At 72.7% G+C, this 14087-nt stretch carries 15 protein-coding genes; 7 read left to right on the top strand and 8 right to left on the bottom strand.

Annotated elements, in window-relative coordinates; translation table 11 throughout:
* Window positions 1-293 precede the first annotated feature (293 nt).
* Complete coding sequence (locus tag FB467_RS04625) at window positions 294-827, top strand: hypothetical protein (RefSeq protein ID WP_141784050.1); 534 nt, start codon at window positions 294-296, stop codon at window positions 825-827.
* A gap of 78 nt (window positions 828-905) precedes the next feature.
* Here FB467_RS04625 and phoU read toward each other — a convergent pair whose 3' ends face one another.
* Complete coding sequence (phoU, locus tag FB467_RS04620; protein WP_141784049.1) at window positions 906-1649, bottom strand: phosphate signaling complex protein PhoU; 744 nt, start codon at window positions 1647-1649, stop codon at window positions 906-908.
* A 145-nt stretch (window positions 1650-1794) separates the two neighbouring features.
* Here phoU and FB467_RS04615 point away from each other — a divergent pair, with 145 nt between their 5' ends.
* From FB467_RS04615 to FB467_RS04595, 5 genes are all read left to right on the top strand, one after another.
* Entirely contained in the window at window positions 1795-3120 is a 1326-nt protein-coding gene (locus FB467_RS04615) for a sensor histidine kinase (protein WP_141784048.1), read from the top strand.
* Window positions 3117-3800 (top strand): response regulator transcription factor, encoded by a 684-nt coding sequence (locus FB467_RS04610; protein WP_141784047.1) that lies wholly within the window; start codon window positions 3117-3119, stop codon window positions 3798-3800. Before FB467_RS04615 ends, FB467_RS04610 begins: the two co-directional genes overlap by 4 nt.
* 16 nt (window positions 3801-3816) lie before the next feature.
* Complete coding sequence (gpmI, locus tag FB467_RS04605; protein WP_211350554.1) at window positions 3817-5460, top strand: 2,3-bisphosphoglycerate-independent phosphoglycerate mutase; 1644 nt, start codon at window positions 3817-3819, stop codon at window positions 5458-5460.
* A gap of 51 nt (window positions 5461-5511) precedes the next feature.
* Window positions 5512-6057, top strand: a complete 546-nt coding sequence (locus FB467_RS04600) for a DUF488 domain-containing protein (RefSeq protein WP_141784045.1) — start codon at window positions 5512-5514, stop codon at window positions 6055-6057.
* A 399-nt stretch (window positions 6058-6456) separates the two neighbouring features.
* Complete coding sequence (locus FB467_RS04595) at window positions 6457-7518, top strand: IS110 family RNA-guided transposase (RefSeq protein ID WP_170230512.1); 1062 nt, start codon at window positions 6457-6459, stop codon at window positions 7516-7518.
* Window positions 7519-7574: 56 nt separating this feature from the next.
* Here FB467_RS04595 and FB467_RS04590 read toward each other — a convergent pair whose 3' ends face one another.
* Together FB467_RS04590 and mshA are read right to left on the bottom strand one after the other, a co-directional pair.
* Entirely contained in the window at window positions 7575-8111 is a 537-nt protein-coding gene (locus FB467_RS04590) for a type III secretion system chaperone family protein (RefSeq protein ID WP_141784044.1), read from the bottom strand.
* Window positions 8108-9382, bottom strand: coding sequence for a D-inositol-3-phosphate glycosyltransferase (mshA, locus tag FB467_RS04585; protein ID WP_141786469.1), 1275 nt, complete (start codon window positions 9380-9382; stop codon window positions 8108-8110). Before mshA ends, FB467_RS04590 begins: the two co-directional genes overlap by 4 nt.
* 110 nt (window positions 9383-9492) lie before the next feature.
* Between mshA and FB467_RS04580 the strand changes: the two genes are divergently transcribed.
* A complete protein-coding gene (locus tag FB467_RS04580) occupies window positions 9493-10332 on the top strand; it encodes a class I SAM-dependent methyltransferase (RefSeq protein ID WP_141784043.1) in 840 nt (279 codons plus the stop codon).
* On the opposite strand, the gene FB467_RS04575 is transcribed toward FB467_RS04580, so the two are convergent.
* From FB467_RS04575 to FB467_RS04555, 5 genes are all read right to left on the bottom strand, one after another.
* Window positions 10322-11122 carry an alpha/beta fold hydrolase gene (locus tag FB467_RS04575; RefSeq protein ID WP_228393222.1) on the bottom strand — a complete coding sequence of 267 codons (801 nt, stop codon included), beginning with the start codon at window positions 11120-11122 and terminating at the stop codon, window positions 10322-10324. The genes FB467_RS04580 and FB467_RS04575 overlap by 11 nt on opposite strands.
* The gene (locus FB467_RS04570; RefSeq protein WP_141784042.1) at window positions 11119-11448 is read right to left on the bottom strand and encodes a DUF2516 family protein; all 330 of its coding nucleotides are present in this window, start codon (window positions 11446-11448) and stop codon (window positions 11119-11121) included. Before FB467_RS04570 ends, FB467_RS04575 begins: the two co-directional genes overlap by 4 nt.
* Window positions 11449-11457: 9 nt before the next feature.
* A complete protein-coding gene (gene dtd / locus FB467_RS04565) occupies window positions 11458-11892 on the bottom strand; it encodes a D-aminoacyl-tRNA deacylase (RefSeq protein WP_141784041.1) in 435 nt (144 codons plus the stop codon).
* 1 nt (window position 11893) lies between these two features.
* Window positions 11894-12862: an asparaginase gene (locus FB467_RS04560; RefSeq protein WP_141784040.1), complete on the bottom strand. Its 969-nt coding sequence runs from the start codon at window positions 12860-12862 to the stop codon at window positions 11894-11896.
* A gap of 123 nt (window positions 12863-12985) precedes the next feature.
* Window positions 12986-14062 carry a hypothetical protein gene (locus FB467_RS04555; RefSeq protein ID WP_141784039.1) on the bottom strand — a complete coding sequence of 359 codons (1077 nt, stop codon included), beginning with the start codon at window positions 14060-14062 and terminating at the stop codon, window positions 12986-12988.
* Between the last annotated feature and the right edge of the window lie 25 nt (window positions 14063-14087).

Raw genomic sequence — 14087 nt, 5'->3', positions numbered from 1 at the left:
TGAGCCCCTTTCGCGGACTTCAAGGATACCACGCGTGGCGTGGATCACTAAATGACAGCGGTGACATTTTCGCTGGTCAGGGCCTTAAGAGGGGCTTGACAGGGTCGGAAAGGGCAGGTATGTCGCCGCGCGTGCCCGGGCGCATCCGTCGCCTATCGAGCGGGTTTCCCACGCCGCGAGGGAGGAGTGGCGCGAGGCTCCGCGACGGTCCTGCCGGCCCCCGGTGAGGCACTCGTCCCGGGGCTCGCGGGACACCTACCGCCCCTCCCGCGCGTGGGCGGTAGGCTGGCCCCGTGAGGACTCGACGTGGACTGCTGAGCACCGGCCCGGGACGCACCGCGGCCGCCGCGCTGGCCCTGGCGGCCGCCCCTGCCCTGGCCGCGTGCCAGCTGGCCTCCCCGCTGACGACCGACCTGGACTACGAGCCCGCCGACGGCGTCTCGGTCTACGTCGACGACGTGGTCGTGCGCGACCTCATCGTGCTCGGCGACGCGGCCGGCTCCGAGGGCACGGTCACCGGCCTGGTGGCCAACAAGGGATCCGAACCCGTCAGCGTCACACTGCAACTGGGTGAGGGCCCGACGGACCTGGCCCCCACGCTGGAGATCGGGCCGGGCCAGGCCGTGCGCCTGGACGGCCAGACCACCGGCGAGCCCGGCGAGCCGATGACGATTCCCCAGGTGCCCGGGGAGCCCGGCTCCTACACCACCCTCCGGGTGGTCGTGGACGGTGGCTCCGCCGAGTCCGCCTCGGTGCCGATCCTGACCCCTGAGGGCCCGTACGCCCAGGACGGCGCCGACCAGGCGGAGAGCACCTCCGAGGACTGAGCGAGCACCTCCGAGGGCTGGGCCCGGGGTCGGTACCTGACCTACCCCCCCTACCCCGGCGGCGCGCCCTCTCCCCCGTCAGCGGCGGCTCAGTTCCCCGTCCCGGGGAGCCCTGACCGGCGCGGTGCTGCTCGCGCTCCGCGCGGTGCGCGCGTCGAGCCGGTCGTCCAGCTCGTCCTCCCCGTCATACGTGCCGGTGACCAGGTAGACCACCCGCTCGGCCACCGACACCGCGTGGTCGGCGAACCGCTCGACGTAGCGGCTCAGCAGCGTGGCATCGATCGCCGCCTCCACGCCGTGCTCCCAGTTCTCCGACAACAACTCGGCGAACACCTGCCGGTGCAGCTCGTCGATCGTGTCGTCGTCCCGGTGCAGCTCGGCCGCGCCGGCGGGGTTGGAAGTGGCCAGGATCTGCCCCGTCTTGGCGGTCATCCGGATGGCCACCTGCGACATCTCGGTGAACGTCGAGCGCAGCGAGGGCGGCACGACCGAGTTCGGGTAGCGCAACCGGGTCAGCTTGGCGATGTGCCGGGCCAGGTCCCCCATCCGCTCCAGGTCCGAGCTCATCCGCATCGAGGTCACCAGGATCCGCAGGTCGGTCGCGACCGGCTGCTGGCGGGCCAGCGTGTCGATCGCCCGCAGGTCCAGCTGGCGGCGCACCTCGTCGATGTGCTCGTCGGCGGTGATCACGCTCTCGGCGAGCTCCAGGTCCGCGTCCAGCAGCGCCTGGGTCGCCCGGGTCAGCGCCGACGCGGCCAACCGGGTCATCTCGACCAACTGGTCGGAGATGAACTGCAGTTCCTCGTCGAATGCCTTGCGCATGGGGCTCCTCTCGGGTGGTGTCCGGCAAGCAGGCTGTCAGCGGGCGGTGAACGCCATACGGCCGCCAGGTGAACACTGTCGGCCGCTCCCGCGAAAACCGCGCGCGGAGGACGTTCGGCCCTGGTCGCCACCGTAGTCTGGAACCGTGACACCCCTCACCGCCGCCGCACTCGGCGTGACCGCCGGGCTGTTGCTCGGTGCCCTCGCCCTCGTGCTGGTGCGGGTCTCCGAACGCAGCCGGGACCTGGGTGACGATGCGGAGGCCACCCCGCCCGCGGTCTCCCCCGGCGTCGCCGACGTGCTGGCCGTGCTGCGGTCGGGGGCGGTGGTCCTCGAGGGGGCGGGCGGACGGGTGCTCAAGTCGAGCTCGTCGGCGGTCTCCCTGGGCCTGGTCCGCGGGGAGGACCTGCGCCACCCCGAGCTGCGCGAGCTGGTGCGGCAGGTCGCCGGCGACGGCGTCATCCGGGAGACCGAGCTGGAGCTGCCCCGCGGGCCGCTCGGTCACGGACGTCTGGTCGTCAGCATCCGGGTCGCCCCGCTGTCCGGCGGCCTGCTCCTGATCCTGGTCGACGACCGCACCCAGGCGCACCGGGTCGAGGAGGTGCGCCGCGACTTCGTGGTCAACGTCAGCCACGAGCTGAAGACCCCGGTCGGCGGGATCGCCCTGCTGGCCGAGGCGATCGAGGACGCCGCGGACGACCCGGTGGCCGTCACCCGGTTCGCCGGCCGGATGAAGTCCGAGACGACCCGGTTGTCCCACCTGGTCCAGGAGATCGTCGAACTCTCCCGGCTCCAGGCTCCGGACAAGGACCAGCAGATGGTGGTGGTCGACGTGCCCGAGTGCGCCCGGCTCGCGGTCGAGCAGACCCGCCTGGTCGCCCAGAGCCGCACGATCACGCTGTCCGCCGCCGACGGCGATGGGGACCTTCGGGTCTACGGAGACAAGGAGCTCCTGGTCACCGCGATCCGCAACCTGGTCGCCAACGCGATCAACTACTCCGACGACCGCACCCGGGTCACCGTCGTGGTCCGCCGGGCGCCGGACGGGATCGTCGAGGTCGGGGTCAGCGACCAGGGCACCGGGATCTCCCGGGAGGACCAGGAACGCATCTTCGAGCGCTTCTACCGGGTGGACGCCGCCCGCTCCCGCTCCACCGGCGGCACCGGCCTCGGCCTGTCGATCGTGAAGCACATCTGCGCCAACCACGGCGGGGACGTCGTGGTGTGGAGCAAGGAGGGGCACGGCTCCACCTTCACCATCCGGTTGCCCGCCGTCGAGGACCACCGGGCGGCGGGGGCCAAGGCCCCACCGGAGTCGCAGCGGCCCGTGCTGCCCACGCTCGGCCGGTCCGACGTCGCACGGGTGGCCGAGCACTCCGACGCCGGCGACGGATCGGTCCCCCTGCCCACCGCCGGACCCGGACGGGTAGGGTCCGAATCGGCTTCCACCGGACGAGAGGTAATCCGATGACCCGCATCCTGGTCGTGGAGGACGAAGAGTCCTTCTCCGACCCGTTGTCCTACATGCTGAGCAAGGAGGGCTACGAGGTGGCCGTCGCCGCCACCGGGCCCGACGCGCTGGCCGAGTTCGACCGCAGCGGGGCCGACCTGGTGCTGCTCGACCTGATGCTGCCGGGGCTGTCCGGGGTGGACGTATGCCGTGCGCTGCGGCAACGCTCCAGCGTGCCGGTCATCATGCTCACCGCCAAGGACAGCGAGGTGGACAAGGTGGTCGGCCTGGAGATCGGCGCCGACGACTACGTCACCAAGCCCTACTCCGGCCGGGAGCTGCTGGCCCGGATCAAGGCCGTCCTGCGCCGGCTCAGCGAGCCGGAGGACCTGCTGCCGACCACCGTCGAGGCCGGGCCCGTGCGGATGGACGTGGAACGGCATACGGTCACCGTCAACGGCACCAACCTGGCGCTGCCGCTCAAGGAGTTCGAGCTGCTGGAGATGCTGCTGCGCAACGCCGGCCGGGTGCTCACCCGCGGTCAGCTCATCGACCGGGTGTGGGGCAGCGACTACGTCGGCGACACCAAGACCCTGGACGTGCACGTCAAGCGGCTGCGCTCCAAGATCGAGCCGGACCCGGCCAACCCGACCCACATCGTCACGGTGCGGGGACTGGGCTACAAGTTCGAGACCCCCTGAGCGACGGAGGATGACCGTGACGAATGCCGAGGCCGCCAGTGGCCGCCCCGTCGTGCTCGTGGTGATGGACGGTGTCGGGGTCGGCACCGGCGACGAGTACGACGCGGTGCACACCGCCCGCACCCCGACCCTGGACGGTCTGCGCGAGGAGGGGGTCTACCGCGAGATCTTCGGGTCCGGCACCCACGTCGGCCTGTCCAGCGACAGCGACATGGGCAACTCCGAGGTCGGGCACAACACGATGGGCGCCGGGCGGATCATCCCGCAGGGGGCCAAGCGGGTCGACGACGCCGTCACCAACGGCGAGATCTGGGAGGGTGCCTGGCGCGACGTGGTCGCACAGGCCAGCCAGGACGGGGCCCAGCTGCACCTGATCGGGCTGCTCAGCGACGGCAACGTGCACTCCTCGTGGGAGCACCTGGTGCTGCTCCTGGAGCACGCGAAGGCCGACGGCGTGAGCCGGCTGCGGGTACACGGCCTGTTCGACGGTCGCGACGTGGAGGACCGCACGGCCCACCGCTACGTCGCCGACCTGGAGGCCAAGCTCGCCGAGCTCACCGAGGGCACCGACCTGGACTGGCGGATCGCGTCCGGGGGCGGCCGCATGGTCACCACGATGGACCGCTACGAGGCGAACTGGGGTGTCGTGGAGCAGGGCTGGAAGGCCCACGTGCAGGGCACCGCCCGGCCGTTCGGGTCGGCCGACGAGGCGATCACCACGATGCGCGAGGAGACCCCGGGCATCAGCGACCAGTTGCTCGGTGCGTTCACCGTGGTCGACGGGGACGGCGAAGCGGTCGGCCCGGTGCGGGACGGCGACGCCGTGGTCATCTTCAACTTCCGCGGGGACCGGGCGATCGAGCTGACCCGCGCCTTCGTGGAGGGCGACGGCTTCACCGGCTTCGACCGGGGCGACTGGCCCGACGTCCTCTTCGCCGGCATGACCCTCTACGACGGCGACACCAACATGCCGCCGGTCCGGCTGGTCCAGCCGCCGCTCATCGAGGACACGGTGAGCGAGGTGATCGCTCGGGCCGGGTTGCGCCAGCTGGCCGCGTCGGAGACCCAGAAGTACGGCCATATGACCTACTTCTGGAACGGCAACCGCTCCGACCCGTTCGACCCGGCCACCGAGACCTACATCGACATCCCCTCCGACCAGGTGGAGTTCGACCAGCGGCCGTGGATGAAGTCGGCCGAGACCGTCGACTACGTCATCGAGGCGCTGCAGGAGGGCGGCTACACCTTCCTGCGCTCCAACCTGGCCGGCGGCGACATGGTCGGCCACACCGGCAACTTCGAGTCCACGGTCATCGCGGTCGAGGCGGTCGACCTGGCGATCGGCCGGCTGGCCCGTCAGGTGAAGGCCGCCGGAGGCTGCCTCGTCGTCACCGCCGACCACGGCAACAGCGAGGACATGGTCGAACGCGACAAGTCCGGTGCCCCGCGCACCGACGACGACGGCCGGCCGTTGTGGAAGACCGCGCACTCCACCAACCTGGTGCCGCTGCACGTCGTCGACTACTCCGGGCAGGACTGGCGGGCCGTCGAGGGCGTGGAGGCCCCCGGGCTGAGCAACCTGGCGGCCACCCTGCTGACCCTGCTGGGCCTGCAGGTCCCGGACGACTACCGGCCCAGCCTGGTCGAGCCCGCGGGCTGACGTCCGGCACGGGCCTCCCCGCGGGGGCCCGCCACGAGGAGGTCGGCACTTTTGGCCCGCGAGCTCTGGACCATCGGCCACTGGGTCTGTCCCCAGGACGTCTTCCTGGGGACCCTGCACGGCGCGGAGGTCGACCAGTTGGTGGACGTGCGCGCCCAGCCGGGGTCGCGGCGCAGCCCCCAGTTCGGCGTCGACGCCATGCCGGACTGGCTGACTGCCGAGGGCATCGGCTACCGGCACCTGACGGAGCTGGCGGGCCGCCGACCCCGACAACCGGACGCCCCAGCCGGCGCCAACGACGGGTGGCAGAACCAGAGCTTCAAGAACTACGCCGACTACACGCTGACCCCGGCCTACGAGGCCGGCGTGGCCGCGCTGGGCGAGCTGGCCCGGGAGCACCGGGTCGCCATCATGTGCGGCGAACCCATGCCGTGGCGCTGTCACCGGCTGCTCATCTCGAACACCCTCGTCGCCCGCGGCTGGACCGTGTGGCACCTGAGCACCACGGCTCCCCCGCGCCGACACGAACTCGGCGCCTGGGGCGCGACGCCCCACGTGGACCCGGACGGCGTCGTGACCTATCCGCCCGGTGGGTAGTGCCCTCCCGGCCGCGAGAGCGGCAGCGGCACGGCATACGGAGGACTCGGTCGTCCGGCCCGGTGGCCGGGCGCTCCACCCCGGAACCTGGCGCTTCGTCCCGGGAAGGTTCTGCTACGAAGCACAGGATTATCGGGTGACTGTGAGGATTCCCTTTGCAGCCCTGATGGTGCTGGGCTGTTGGTCGGTGACCGTGAGTGTGACCCTTCGGGTGACTGGCTTTGTGCCTTTCTCGGGACTTGTCCGCTTGGGGTTGCCGGCCCCGGCCCGGTCGGAGCAGTTGGCCTGATCAGGAGCTTGACCGTCCGGTGTTCACGCACCGGTCGTGTCTCATCACAGTCCTGCCGAGTCTCCGCCCCGGACCGGAACCACATCCGCTCCCAGGCAAGGAGAGAACGCATGACCAGTGTGACCGATCTACGTGACGTCGTCGATACCGTCATCGGCGTCGACACCCACGTCCAGACTCACTCAGCGGCCGTGGTCGACGCGCGGACCGGCGGTGTGCTTGAGGAGATCACCGTCGAAGCCACGACCGACGGCTATGCCCGACTGGTGGAGTTCGCTAACGAGCACGCAGCACTGCGGGCGTGGGCGATCGAAGGCACCGGCGGGCACGGCGCCGGCCTGACCCGGCACCTCGAGCGCAACCAGGAGGTCGTGGTCGAGCTCGACCGTCCCGAACGCGCTAAGCGACGTAACGGCGCCAAGTCCGACCCGCTCGACGCGATCCGCGCCGCCCGCGAAGCACTGTCCCGCGCGAAGCTCGGCACCCCGCGCAGTGGCGGGGACCGCCAGGCGCTCTCGGTGCTGCTGGCCGCGCGCCGGTCCGCAGTCAACGCCTCCACCGACGCCCAACGCCAGCTGTTCAGCCTCCTCATCGCCGCGCCCGAGCCGATCCGCGAGCGGTTCCGCGGCCAGAAGGTCCCGGCGATGATCAGGACCGCGGCGAAAATGCGTCTGAACTCCACGTGGGACCTGGAGACCACTACGACCGTCAGGACCTTGCGCGCCCTGGCCCGGCGGGCACGTGCCCTGTCGAAGGAGGCCGCCGAGCACGAGAACGCCATCCGGGCGATCGTGCTGGCCTGGCGCCCCGACGTCCTGGCCCAGCCCGGTGTCGGGCCGATCGTGGCCGCGACCGTGCTGTGCGCCTGGTCCCACCCAGGCCGGATCCACTCCGAGGCCGCCTTCGCGATGCTCGCCGGCGTAGCCCCGATCCCGGCCAACAGCGGCCAGGTCACCACCCGACACCGCCTCAACCGGTACGGCGACCGACAGCTCAACCGGGCACTGCACACCATCGCGCTCTCCCGCATCCACTACGACCAAACCACCCGCGAATACGTCACCCGTCGCACCGCCGAGGGCAAGACCAACCGCGAAATCACACGCTGCCTCAAGCGCTACATCGCTCGCGATCTCTACCGCCTGCTCGAAGCAGGCCCGATCAGGCCTTGACGGTCCATAGGAGCGTCCCGATAATCCTGCAGCCGCGACCGCGCGACGTCGGGCGGTCAGGAGGGGTCGGGGGGGTTCTCCAGGAGGTGCCGGAAGGCCTCCAGGTTGGCGGTGGACTCCCCGCGGTCGACGCGCCAGGCCCATTCGCGGCGCATCGAGGTCAGGAAGCCCAGGACCAGCAGCTCGTTGAACGGTTCGTCGCAGGCGGTCAGGACGGCGCCGAACAGGTGGTCGAGGTAGTCCTCGTCGATGCCGGCGAGGGGCACCTGGCCGGTGAGGAAGACGTCGCCGGAGCGGTCGATCGCGTAGGCCAGGCCGGGCAGCCGCAGGTTGCGCCGCAACAGGTAGCGGTAGACCTTTTCATGGTTCTCGTCCGGGTTGCGCACCACGAAGGCGCGCACGCTCAACCGGTCCTCGCCGACCACGAGGGAGGTCACCGTCTTGAGCTTGCGCTCGCCGGGCAGGGTCAGCACCAGCTCGCCGTCGCGGGTGCCGTCCTCGCACTCCAGCTCGGCGGCCCGCGCATACTCCCGGATGGCGGTGACGACGCGCTCGGCGGCGTCCGGGGCGGCGTCCGGGCCCGGGGCGGTCACGGGACCACAGCCGCGGGGATGCCCTGCAGGGCCGACGCTCCGTCGATCGAGGAGGGCTCGCCACCCCGGCAGGCCCGCGCGTAGACCTCCTCCAGCTGGTCCACGGTGTGCTCCCAGCTGAAGGACTTGGCGTGCACCACAGCCCGGGCGGACAACTGCTGGCGCAGGCCGGGATCGGCCAGCAACCTGCCCAGCTCGGCGGCCCACCGGACCGGGTCGTGCCCGTCCACCAGGACGCCTCCGTCGCCGACCGCGACCGGCAGGCCGCCGACCCGGGCGGCCACGACCGGGGTGCCGCTGGCCAGCGACTCCACGGCCACCAGGCCGAAGGACTCGTTGTGCGAGGGCACTGCCACCAGGTCGGCGGCGCGGTACCAGTCGGCGAGCTCGGCGCGGCTCACCGGCGGCACGAACCGCACCCGCTCGGTCATCCCCAGTTCGTCGGCGAGCTGTTGCAGGGACTCCGGGTGCGCCAGCCCGCTGCCGGACGGCCCGCCCAGCACCGGCACGACGAGGCGCTCGGTCAGGTCGGGGGACGCTCGCACCAGCTCGGCGGCGGCGCGCAGCAGCACGTCAGGGGCCTTCAGCGGCTGGATCCGGCCGACGAACTGGACCACCAGCGCGTCCTCGGGCAGCCCCACCCGGCGCCGCGCTGCGGCCTGGTCGCCCGGTGCGAAGGTGTGCAGGTCCACGCCCGGCTGGACGACCCGGACCTTTGCCGGGTCGGCGTCGTAGAGGTCGACGAGCTGGCGCGCCTCCTGGTCGGTGTTGGCCACCAGCACGCTCGCGGCCTGCACCACCTGGGCCTCCCCGATCTCCCGGCCCATCGGCTCCGGGGAGTCCCCCTCGGCCAGGCCGGCGTTCTTGACCCGCGCCATGGTGTGCATGGTGTGCACCAGCGGGGTGTTCCACCGGTCGGCGCACAACCAGCCGACCTGGCCGGACAACCAGTAGTGGCTGTGCACGAGGTCGTACCACCCCTCGGGCCGGGCCGCGGCCGTCCGCATCATGCCGGCCGCGAAGGCGCACAACTGCCCCGGCAGGTCGTCCTTGCCCAGGCCCTCGAACGGACCGGCGGGCACGTGGTGCACCAGCACCCGGTCGTCCATCCGCACCGTCTCCGGCAGCGCCCCGTCGGTGGCCCGGGTGAAGATCTCGACCTCGGTGCCCCGTGCGGCCAACCGTCGCGCGGTCTCCACGACGTAGACGTTGAGCCCGCCGGCGTCGCCGGTGCCGGGACGCTCCAGGGGCGAGGTGTGGACGCTGATCATCGCGACGCGGCGCAGCGGCCCGCGGCCGGTCTGTGCGCCGCGCACGGCGTCGGGTGCGTGCTGCGTCCTCACTCCCGATATCCTCGCACGCCTTACGTAAGGTGGTCCGGGTGAGTGGTCCCCGCGGAGCGCAGCCGGGTCGGCCGGTGGGGTCGGTCACCCGCGGCACCACCAATCCCAACCGGTTGCGCCGGGTCGACCGCTGGATGGTGCACTCCCTGGCGCCCGTGCTGCGCGGGTCCGCCGGACCGCCGGTCGTGGTCGACCTCGGCTACGGGGCGTCGGCGGTGACCGTGCTCGAGCTGCGCCGGCGCCTCGCGGCGGTGCGCCCGGACGTCGAGGTGGTCGGGGTCGAGATCGACCCCGAGCGGGTGCGCACCGCCCAGCCGTATGCCGATCCGCCCGCCGTGCGGTTCACCCACGGGGGCTTCGAGGTGCCGGTCCCGCAGGGGCGGGCCCCGGTCCTGGTGCGGGCGTTCAACGTGCTGCGGCAGTACGACGAGGACGAGGTCGCGGGGGCGTGGGACCGGGTGTGCGGGGCGCTGGCCCCCGGCGGGGTCCTGGTGGAGGGCACCTGCGACGAGATCGGCCGGCTCAGCAGCTGGGTGGACGTCCGGCGGGACGCCGACGGTGCGGCGCGGCCCCGGACGTTGAGCCTGTCCTGGCGGCTGACCGGGCTGGACCACCCCTCGGTGATCGCCGAGCGGCTGCCCAAGGCGCTGATCCACCGCAACGTCCCCGGTGAGCGGGTGCACGACCTGATGCGGGCACTGGACCGGGCCTGGGAGGTCGCCGCGCCGCTCGCCTCGTTCGGGGCCCGGCAACGGTTCCAGGCGGCGGTCCGGGACCTGCGCGGACAGGGCTGGCCGGTGCTGGACGGACCCCGCCGGTGGCGGTTGGGCGAGCTGACCGTGGACTGGGCGGCGGTCGCCCCGCGCGCTACGGGGTGAAGAACTCCCCCACCAGGTCACGCACCCGGGCGCGGTGCGCCCACATGATGCCGCCCGGTCCGAGGACGTGCAGCTTTGCCCCGGGGAACAGCTCGGCCAGCTCGACCGCCACGTCGACCGGGTGTGCCAGGTCGTCCTCCTGGGCCAGGACCAGCACCGGGGCGGTGACCCGTCGCAGCGCCTCTCGGTCCGGCACCGCGACCTGGTGCGGCAGGGAGCGCAGCCCGTCGGCGAGGTCGGTCCCGACCAACCGGCCAGCCTGGTCACGGCACCAGGCCCGCACCGCGGGATCGGCCCGCACGCCGGGTGGTTGCTCCTCCAGCAGGTGTGCGGCGGCCGCCTCCACGTCGCCGGACTCCACCAGGTCGGCGAGCACCGCGAACCGGCCCGTCGCCGCCTCGGGCCGCGGGCGGTCGATCACCGCGGGCAGCACCAGCGCGACCCGGTCGAACCGGTCGGGCCGCTCCACCAGCCCGGCGCACAACGAGCCCGCCCCCATGCTGATGCCGAGCGCCTGGGTGGCGCCCACCGCGTCGGCCACGGCCTCCACCTCGGCCGCCAGCTCGGCATACGGCCAGGGCGCGCCGGGGACCGGGACGGGTGAGGCACCGTGCCCGCGGAAGTGCAGGAAGGAGCGCGTGCCGGGCACCTTCGCGGCATACGGGCGGGTGGTCGGGATGGACCCGGCCAGCCCGTGCGCGAAGAGCGTGTGCGGTGCGCCCCGTCCGGCGCTGAGGACCTCGAGGCCCCCCGTCGGGCCGGGCACCACCCGGGTGCGCGGCGCGCTCACCAGGGGCCGTAGGGACCCGAGGACCCGCCGCCGCGGCGACCGCCCCGGATCGGCGCGACCGCCGGGCGCACATCGGTCAGGTAGATCGCGGCGGCGACGATCGCGATGAGGCTGAAGATGTTGAACGGGTTGGTGAAGAAGACGAACCCGATGAGCGCGGCGATCCCGGTGACGACGACCCAGAACTGCTTGGTCCGCTTGCCGGTCGCGACGAAGGCGTCGGGCCGGGTCATCGCCGCGTCGACCAGGGCCCACACCTGCACGGCGAGGGCGGCCACGCCCAGCACCAGCTGGATCCAGCCCTGCACCTCGAAGATCGTCGCCATGGGACCAGCCTAACTTTCGCGGGTGTCCACGATGACGGTGAACGGCCCGTCGTTGACCAGCTCCACCTGCATCATCGCCCCAAACCGGCCGGTGGCGACCTCCAGGCCGCGGCCGCGCAGGTCCGCGACGACCGCGTCCACCAGGGGTTCGGCAACGGGGCCGGGTGCGGCGGCACCCCAGGAGGGGCGGCGCCCCTTGCGGGTGGAGCCGTAGAGGGTGAACTGGCTGACCACGAGCACGGCCGCCCCGGTGTCGGCGACCGACGCCTCGTCGTGCAGGATCCGCAGGTCGGCGATCTTGCGGGCCATCGTGGCCACGTCCTTCGCGGTGTCGTCGTGGGTGGCGGCGACGAGCGCGACCAGGCCGGGGCGGTCGATCTGCCCGACCGTCTCGTCACCGACCGTGACGCGGGCCCGGGTGGCCCGTTGCAGGACGGCGCGCACCTCAGATGCCGGTGGCGACGACCGCGCCGACCGGGTCCCCGTGCCCGAGCACCGGCGACGCCTCCAGCTCGGCGAGGACCTCGTATGCCGTGAGGCCCAGCTGCCGCAGGGCGGCGGCGGTGACCACGGTGCGGGCCCGCTGGTTGCCGTCGGTGATCTTCACCGCCAGGCCGCGCCCGTCGGGCAGGCCCACGGCATACACGGCCTCGGCACCGTCCTTGGCGATCAGGCCGGGGACCCCGCGGATGAGCGCGGTCACGTCGCGGTGGGTGCCGCCGAGCCACTGCGGGTTGTCGCGGATCGCGGCGGCGACTCGCCCCTCCGGCGTCGAGGCGTCCGCGGCGGCCAGCCGGCCGAACGCGCGTGCCAGACCGGCCGTGCTGATCGCCATGACCGGCGCCCCGCACCCGTCGACCCCGGTGGCCGCGACCTCCTCACCCGCCAGGTCGGCGAGCGCCTCGCCGATGGCCTGCTGCAGCGGGTGCTCCGGGTCCCGGTAGGTCGCCGTGTCCCACCCCGCGGCCACGCAGGTCGCCAGCATCGCCGAGTGCTTGCCCGAGCAGTTCTGCGCCAGGGACGTGGGCCCCCGGCCCTCGGCGATCCACCGCTCGCGTTCGGCCTCGTCGATCGGCCGGTCGGGGGTGTTCTGCAGGTCGGCCTCGGTCAGCCCGGCCCCCGCGAGGATGCGCTGGGCACCCTCCAGGTGGAACGGCTCGCCGGAGTGGCTGGCGGCGGCCAGGGCCAGCAGCTCCCCGTCCAGGTCCAGCCCGCTGCGCAGCATCCCGACCGCCTGCATCGGCTTGTTGGACGACCGGGGGAAGATCGGGACGTCGACCGGTCCGCGGGCCAGCTCCACCGACCCGTCGGGGGCGGTGCCGGCGACCACCCCGTGGTGCACCGACTCCACGAACCCGGAGCGGACGACGTGGGCGAGGACGGGCGCGGACTGGAGCGGGCTGGGGGTAGTCACAGCCGGAAAGCCTAACGGGGCGCCGCACGGCCCGGTCTCCCGGACGGTACGGCGCCCCGTCAGGCGCGGACGGCGCTCACGCGCCGTGCGGTGCTGCGCTCAGTGCGCCGGTCCCGCGTTGGCTCAGTTGCCGACCTTGGCGGCGGTGGCCTCGACGGCGTCCACGGCCTTCTCGGCGACCTTGGTGACCGAGGTGGTCGCGGCGCGGGCGGCGGTCGCGGTGTCCTCGGCGCGGTTGCTGGCGGTGGTCACGGTCCGCTTGGCGGCGGCCTGGGTGTTGTCCGCGGCGGTCCGGGTGGTGCCGGTCGCCTTCGCAGCCGGAGCGGCGCTGCCCTTGGTGGTGCTGGCCTTCTTCGCGGCCGGCTTGGCCGTGCTCGCCTTGGTCGTGGTGGCCTTGGTGGAGCTGGCCTTCTTCGCGGCCGGCTTGGCGGTGCTCGCCTTGGTGGTGCTCTTGGTGGTGCTGGCCTTCTTGGCAGCCGGCTTGGCGGTGCTGGTCTTGGTGGTGCTGGTCTTGGCGACCGGGGCCTTCTTGGCGGCAGTCTTGCGCGCCGTGGTCTTCGTGGTGGTCGCCTTGCGCGCGGTGGTCTTCGCGGCGGGCTTGGTCTCACCGGAGATGACCTCGGAGGCAACCTCGGCGGCCTGCTTGCGGCCGGAGGTGACGGTGGCCTTGGCCGCGGTCCGGGTCTCGGAGACACCCTTGCGCGTGGTGGTCAGCAGCGCCTTGCCCTGCTTCACGGCGGTGTCGACCTGGGCCAGCAGGTCCTTGGTGGCCTGCTGCTTGCGGACGCGACCGACCAGGCCCTCACCGCGGTCGGCCAGGCCCTGGTAGCCCTCCTGAACCTTGCCCAGGCGCTCGGTGACCCCGGACACGGCCGCGGCGGGCGCGTTCTGCACCTCGGCGGTGACCTCGCCGGCGGACTTGGTGACCTTGCTGGTGACCTCGTTCGCGGCCTTGGTGACCTGGCCGGTCACGGCCTGGGGGGTGAGCGACTTGCTGAGGTGGGCGACGGCCTCGCCGGCCTCGCGGACCCGCTCGACGACGGCGTCGGTCAGGCCGACGACGGCGTAGACGGGGGTGAGGTCGGAGGCGCGCTTGGTGGCCTCGGAGGTCAGCGCCTGGGCGCGCTCGGTTACCTCGGTGGTGACGGCGCCGGCGCGCTTCTCGGCCTGGTTGCGGATGGTCTTGAGGTTGGTAGCCATGGTGGGCTCCCTTCGGGTTGGGTGC

It is taken from the genome of Ornithinicoccus hortensis (assembly GCF_006716185.1).
Classification (GTDB): domain Bacteria; phylum Actinomycetota; class Actinomycetes; order Actinomycetales; family Dermatophilaceae; genus Ornithinicoccus; species Ornithinicoccus hortensis.
Note: the sequence above shows the minus strand (reverse complement) of the source record. Positions and strands in the feature narration are given on the sequence as shown.

Excerpts from the sequence above, each read along its gene's own strand:
- phoU (WP_141784049.1), bottom strand. The coding sequence starts at position 1,649 with ATGCGCAAGGCATTCGACGAGGAACTGCAGTTCATCTCCGACCAGTTG.
- FB467_RS04610 (WP_141784047.1), top strand. The coding sequence starts at position 3,117 with ATGACCCGCATCCTGGTCGTGGAGGACGAAGAGTCCTTCTCCGACCCG.
- FB467_RS04595 (WP_170230512.1), top strand. The coding sequence starts at position 6,457 with ATGACCAGTGTGACCGATCTACGTGACGTCGTCGATACCGTCATCGGC.
- mshA (WP_141786469.1), bottom strand. The coding sequence starts at position 9,382 with ATGATCAGCGTCCACACCTCGCCCCTGGAGCGTCCCGGCACCGGCGAC.
- FB467_RS04570 (WP_141784042.1), bottom strand. The coding sequence starts at position 11,448 with ATGGCGACGATCTTCGAGGTGCAGGGCTGGATCCAGCTGGTGCTGGGC.
- FB467_RS04555 (WP_141784039.1), bottom strand. The coding sequence starts at position 14,062 with ATGGCTACCAACCTCAAGACCATCCGCAACCAGGCCGAGAAGCGCGCC.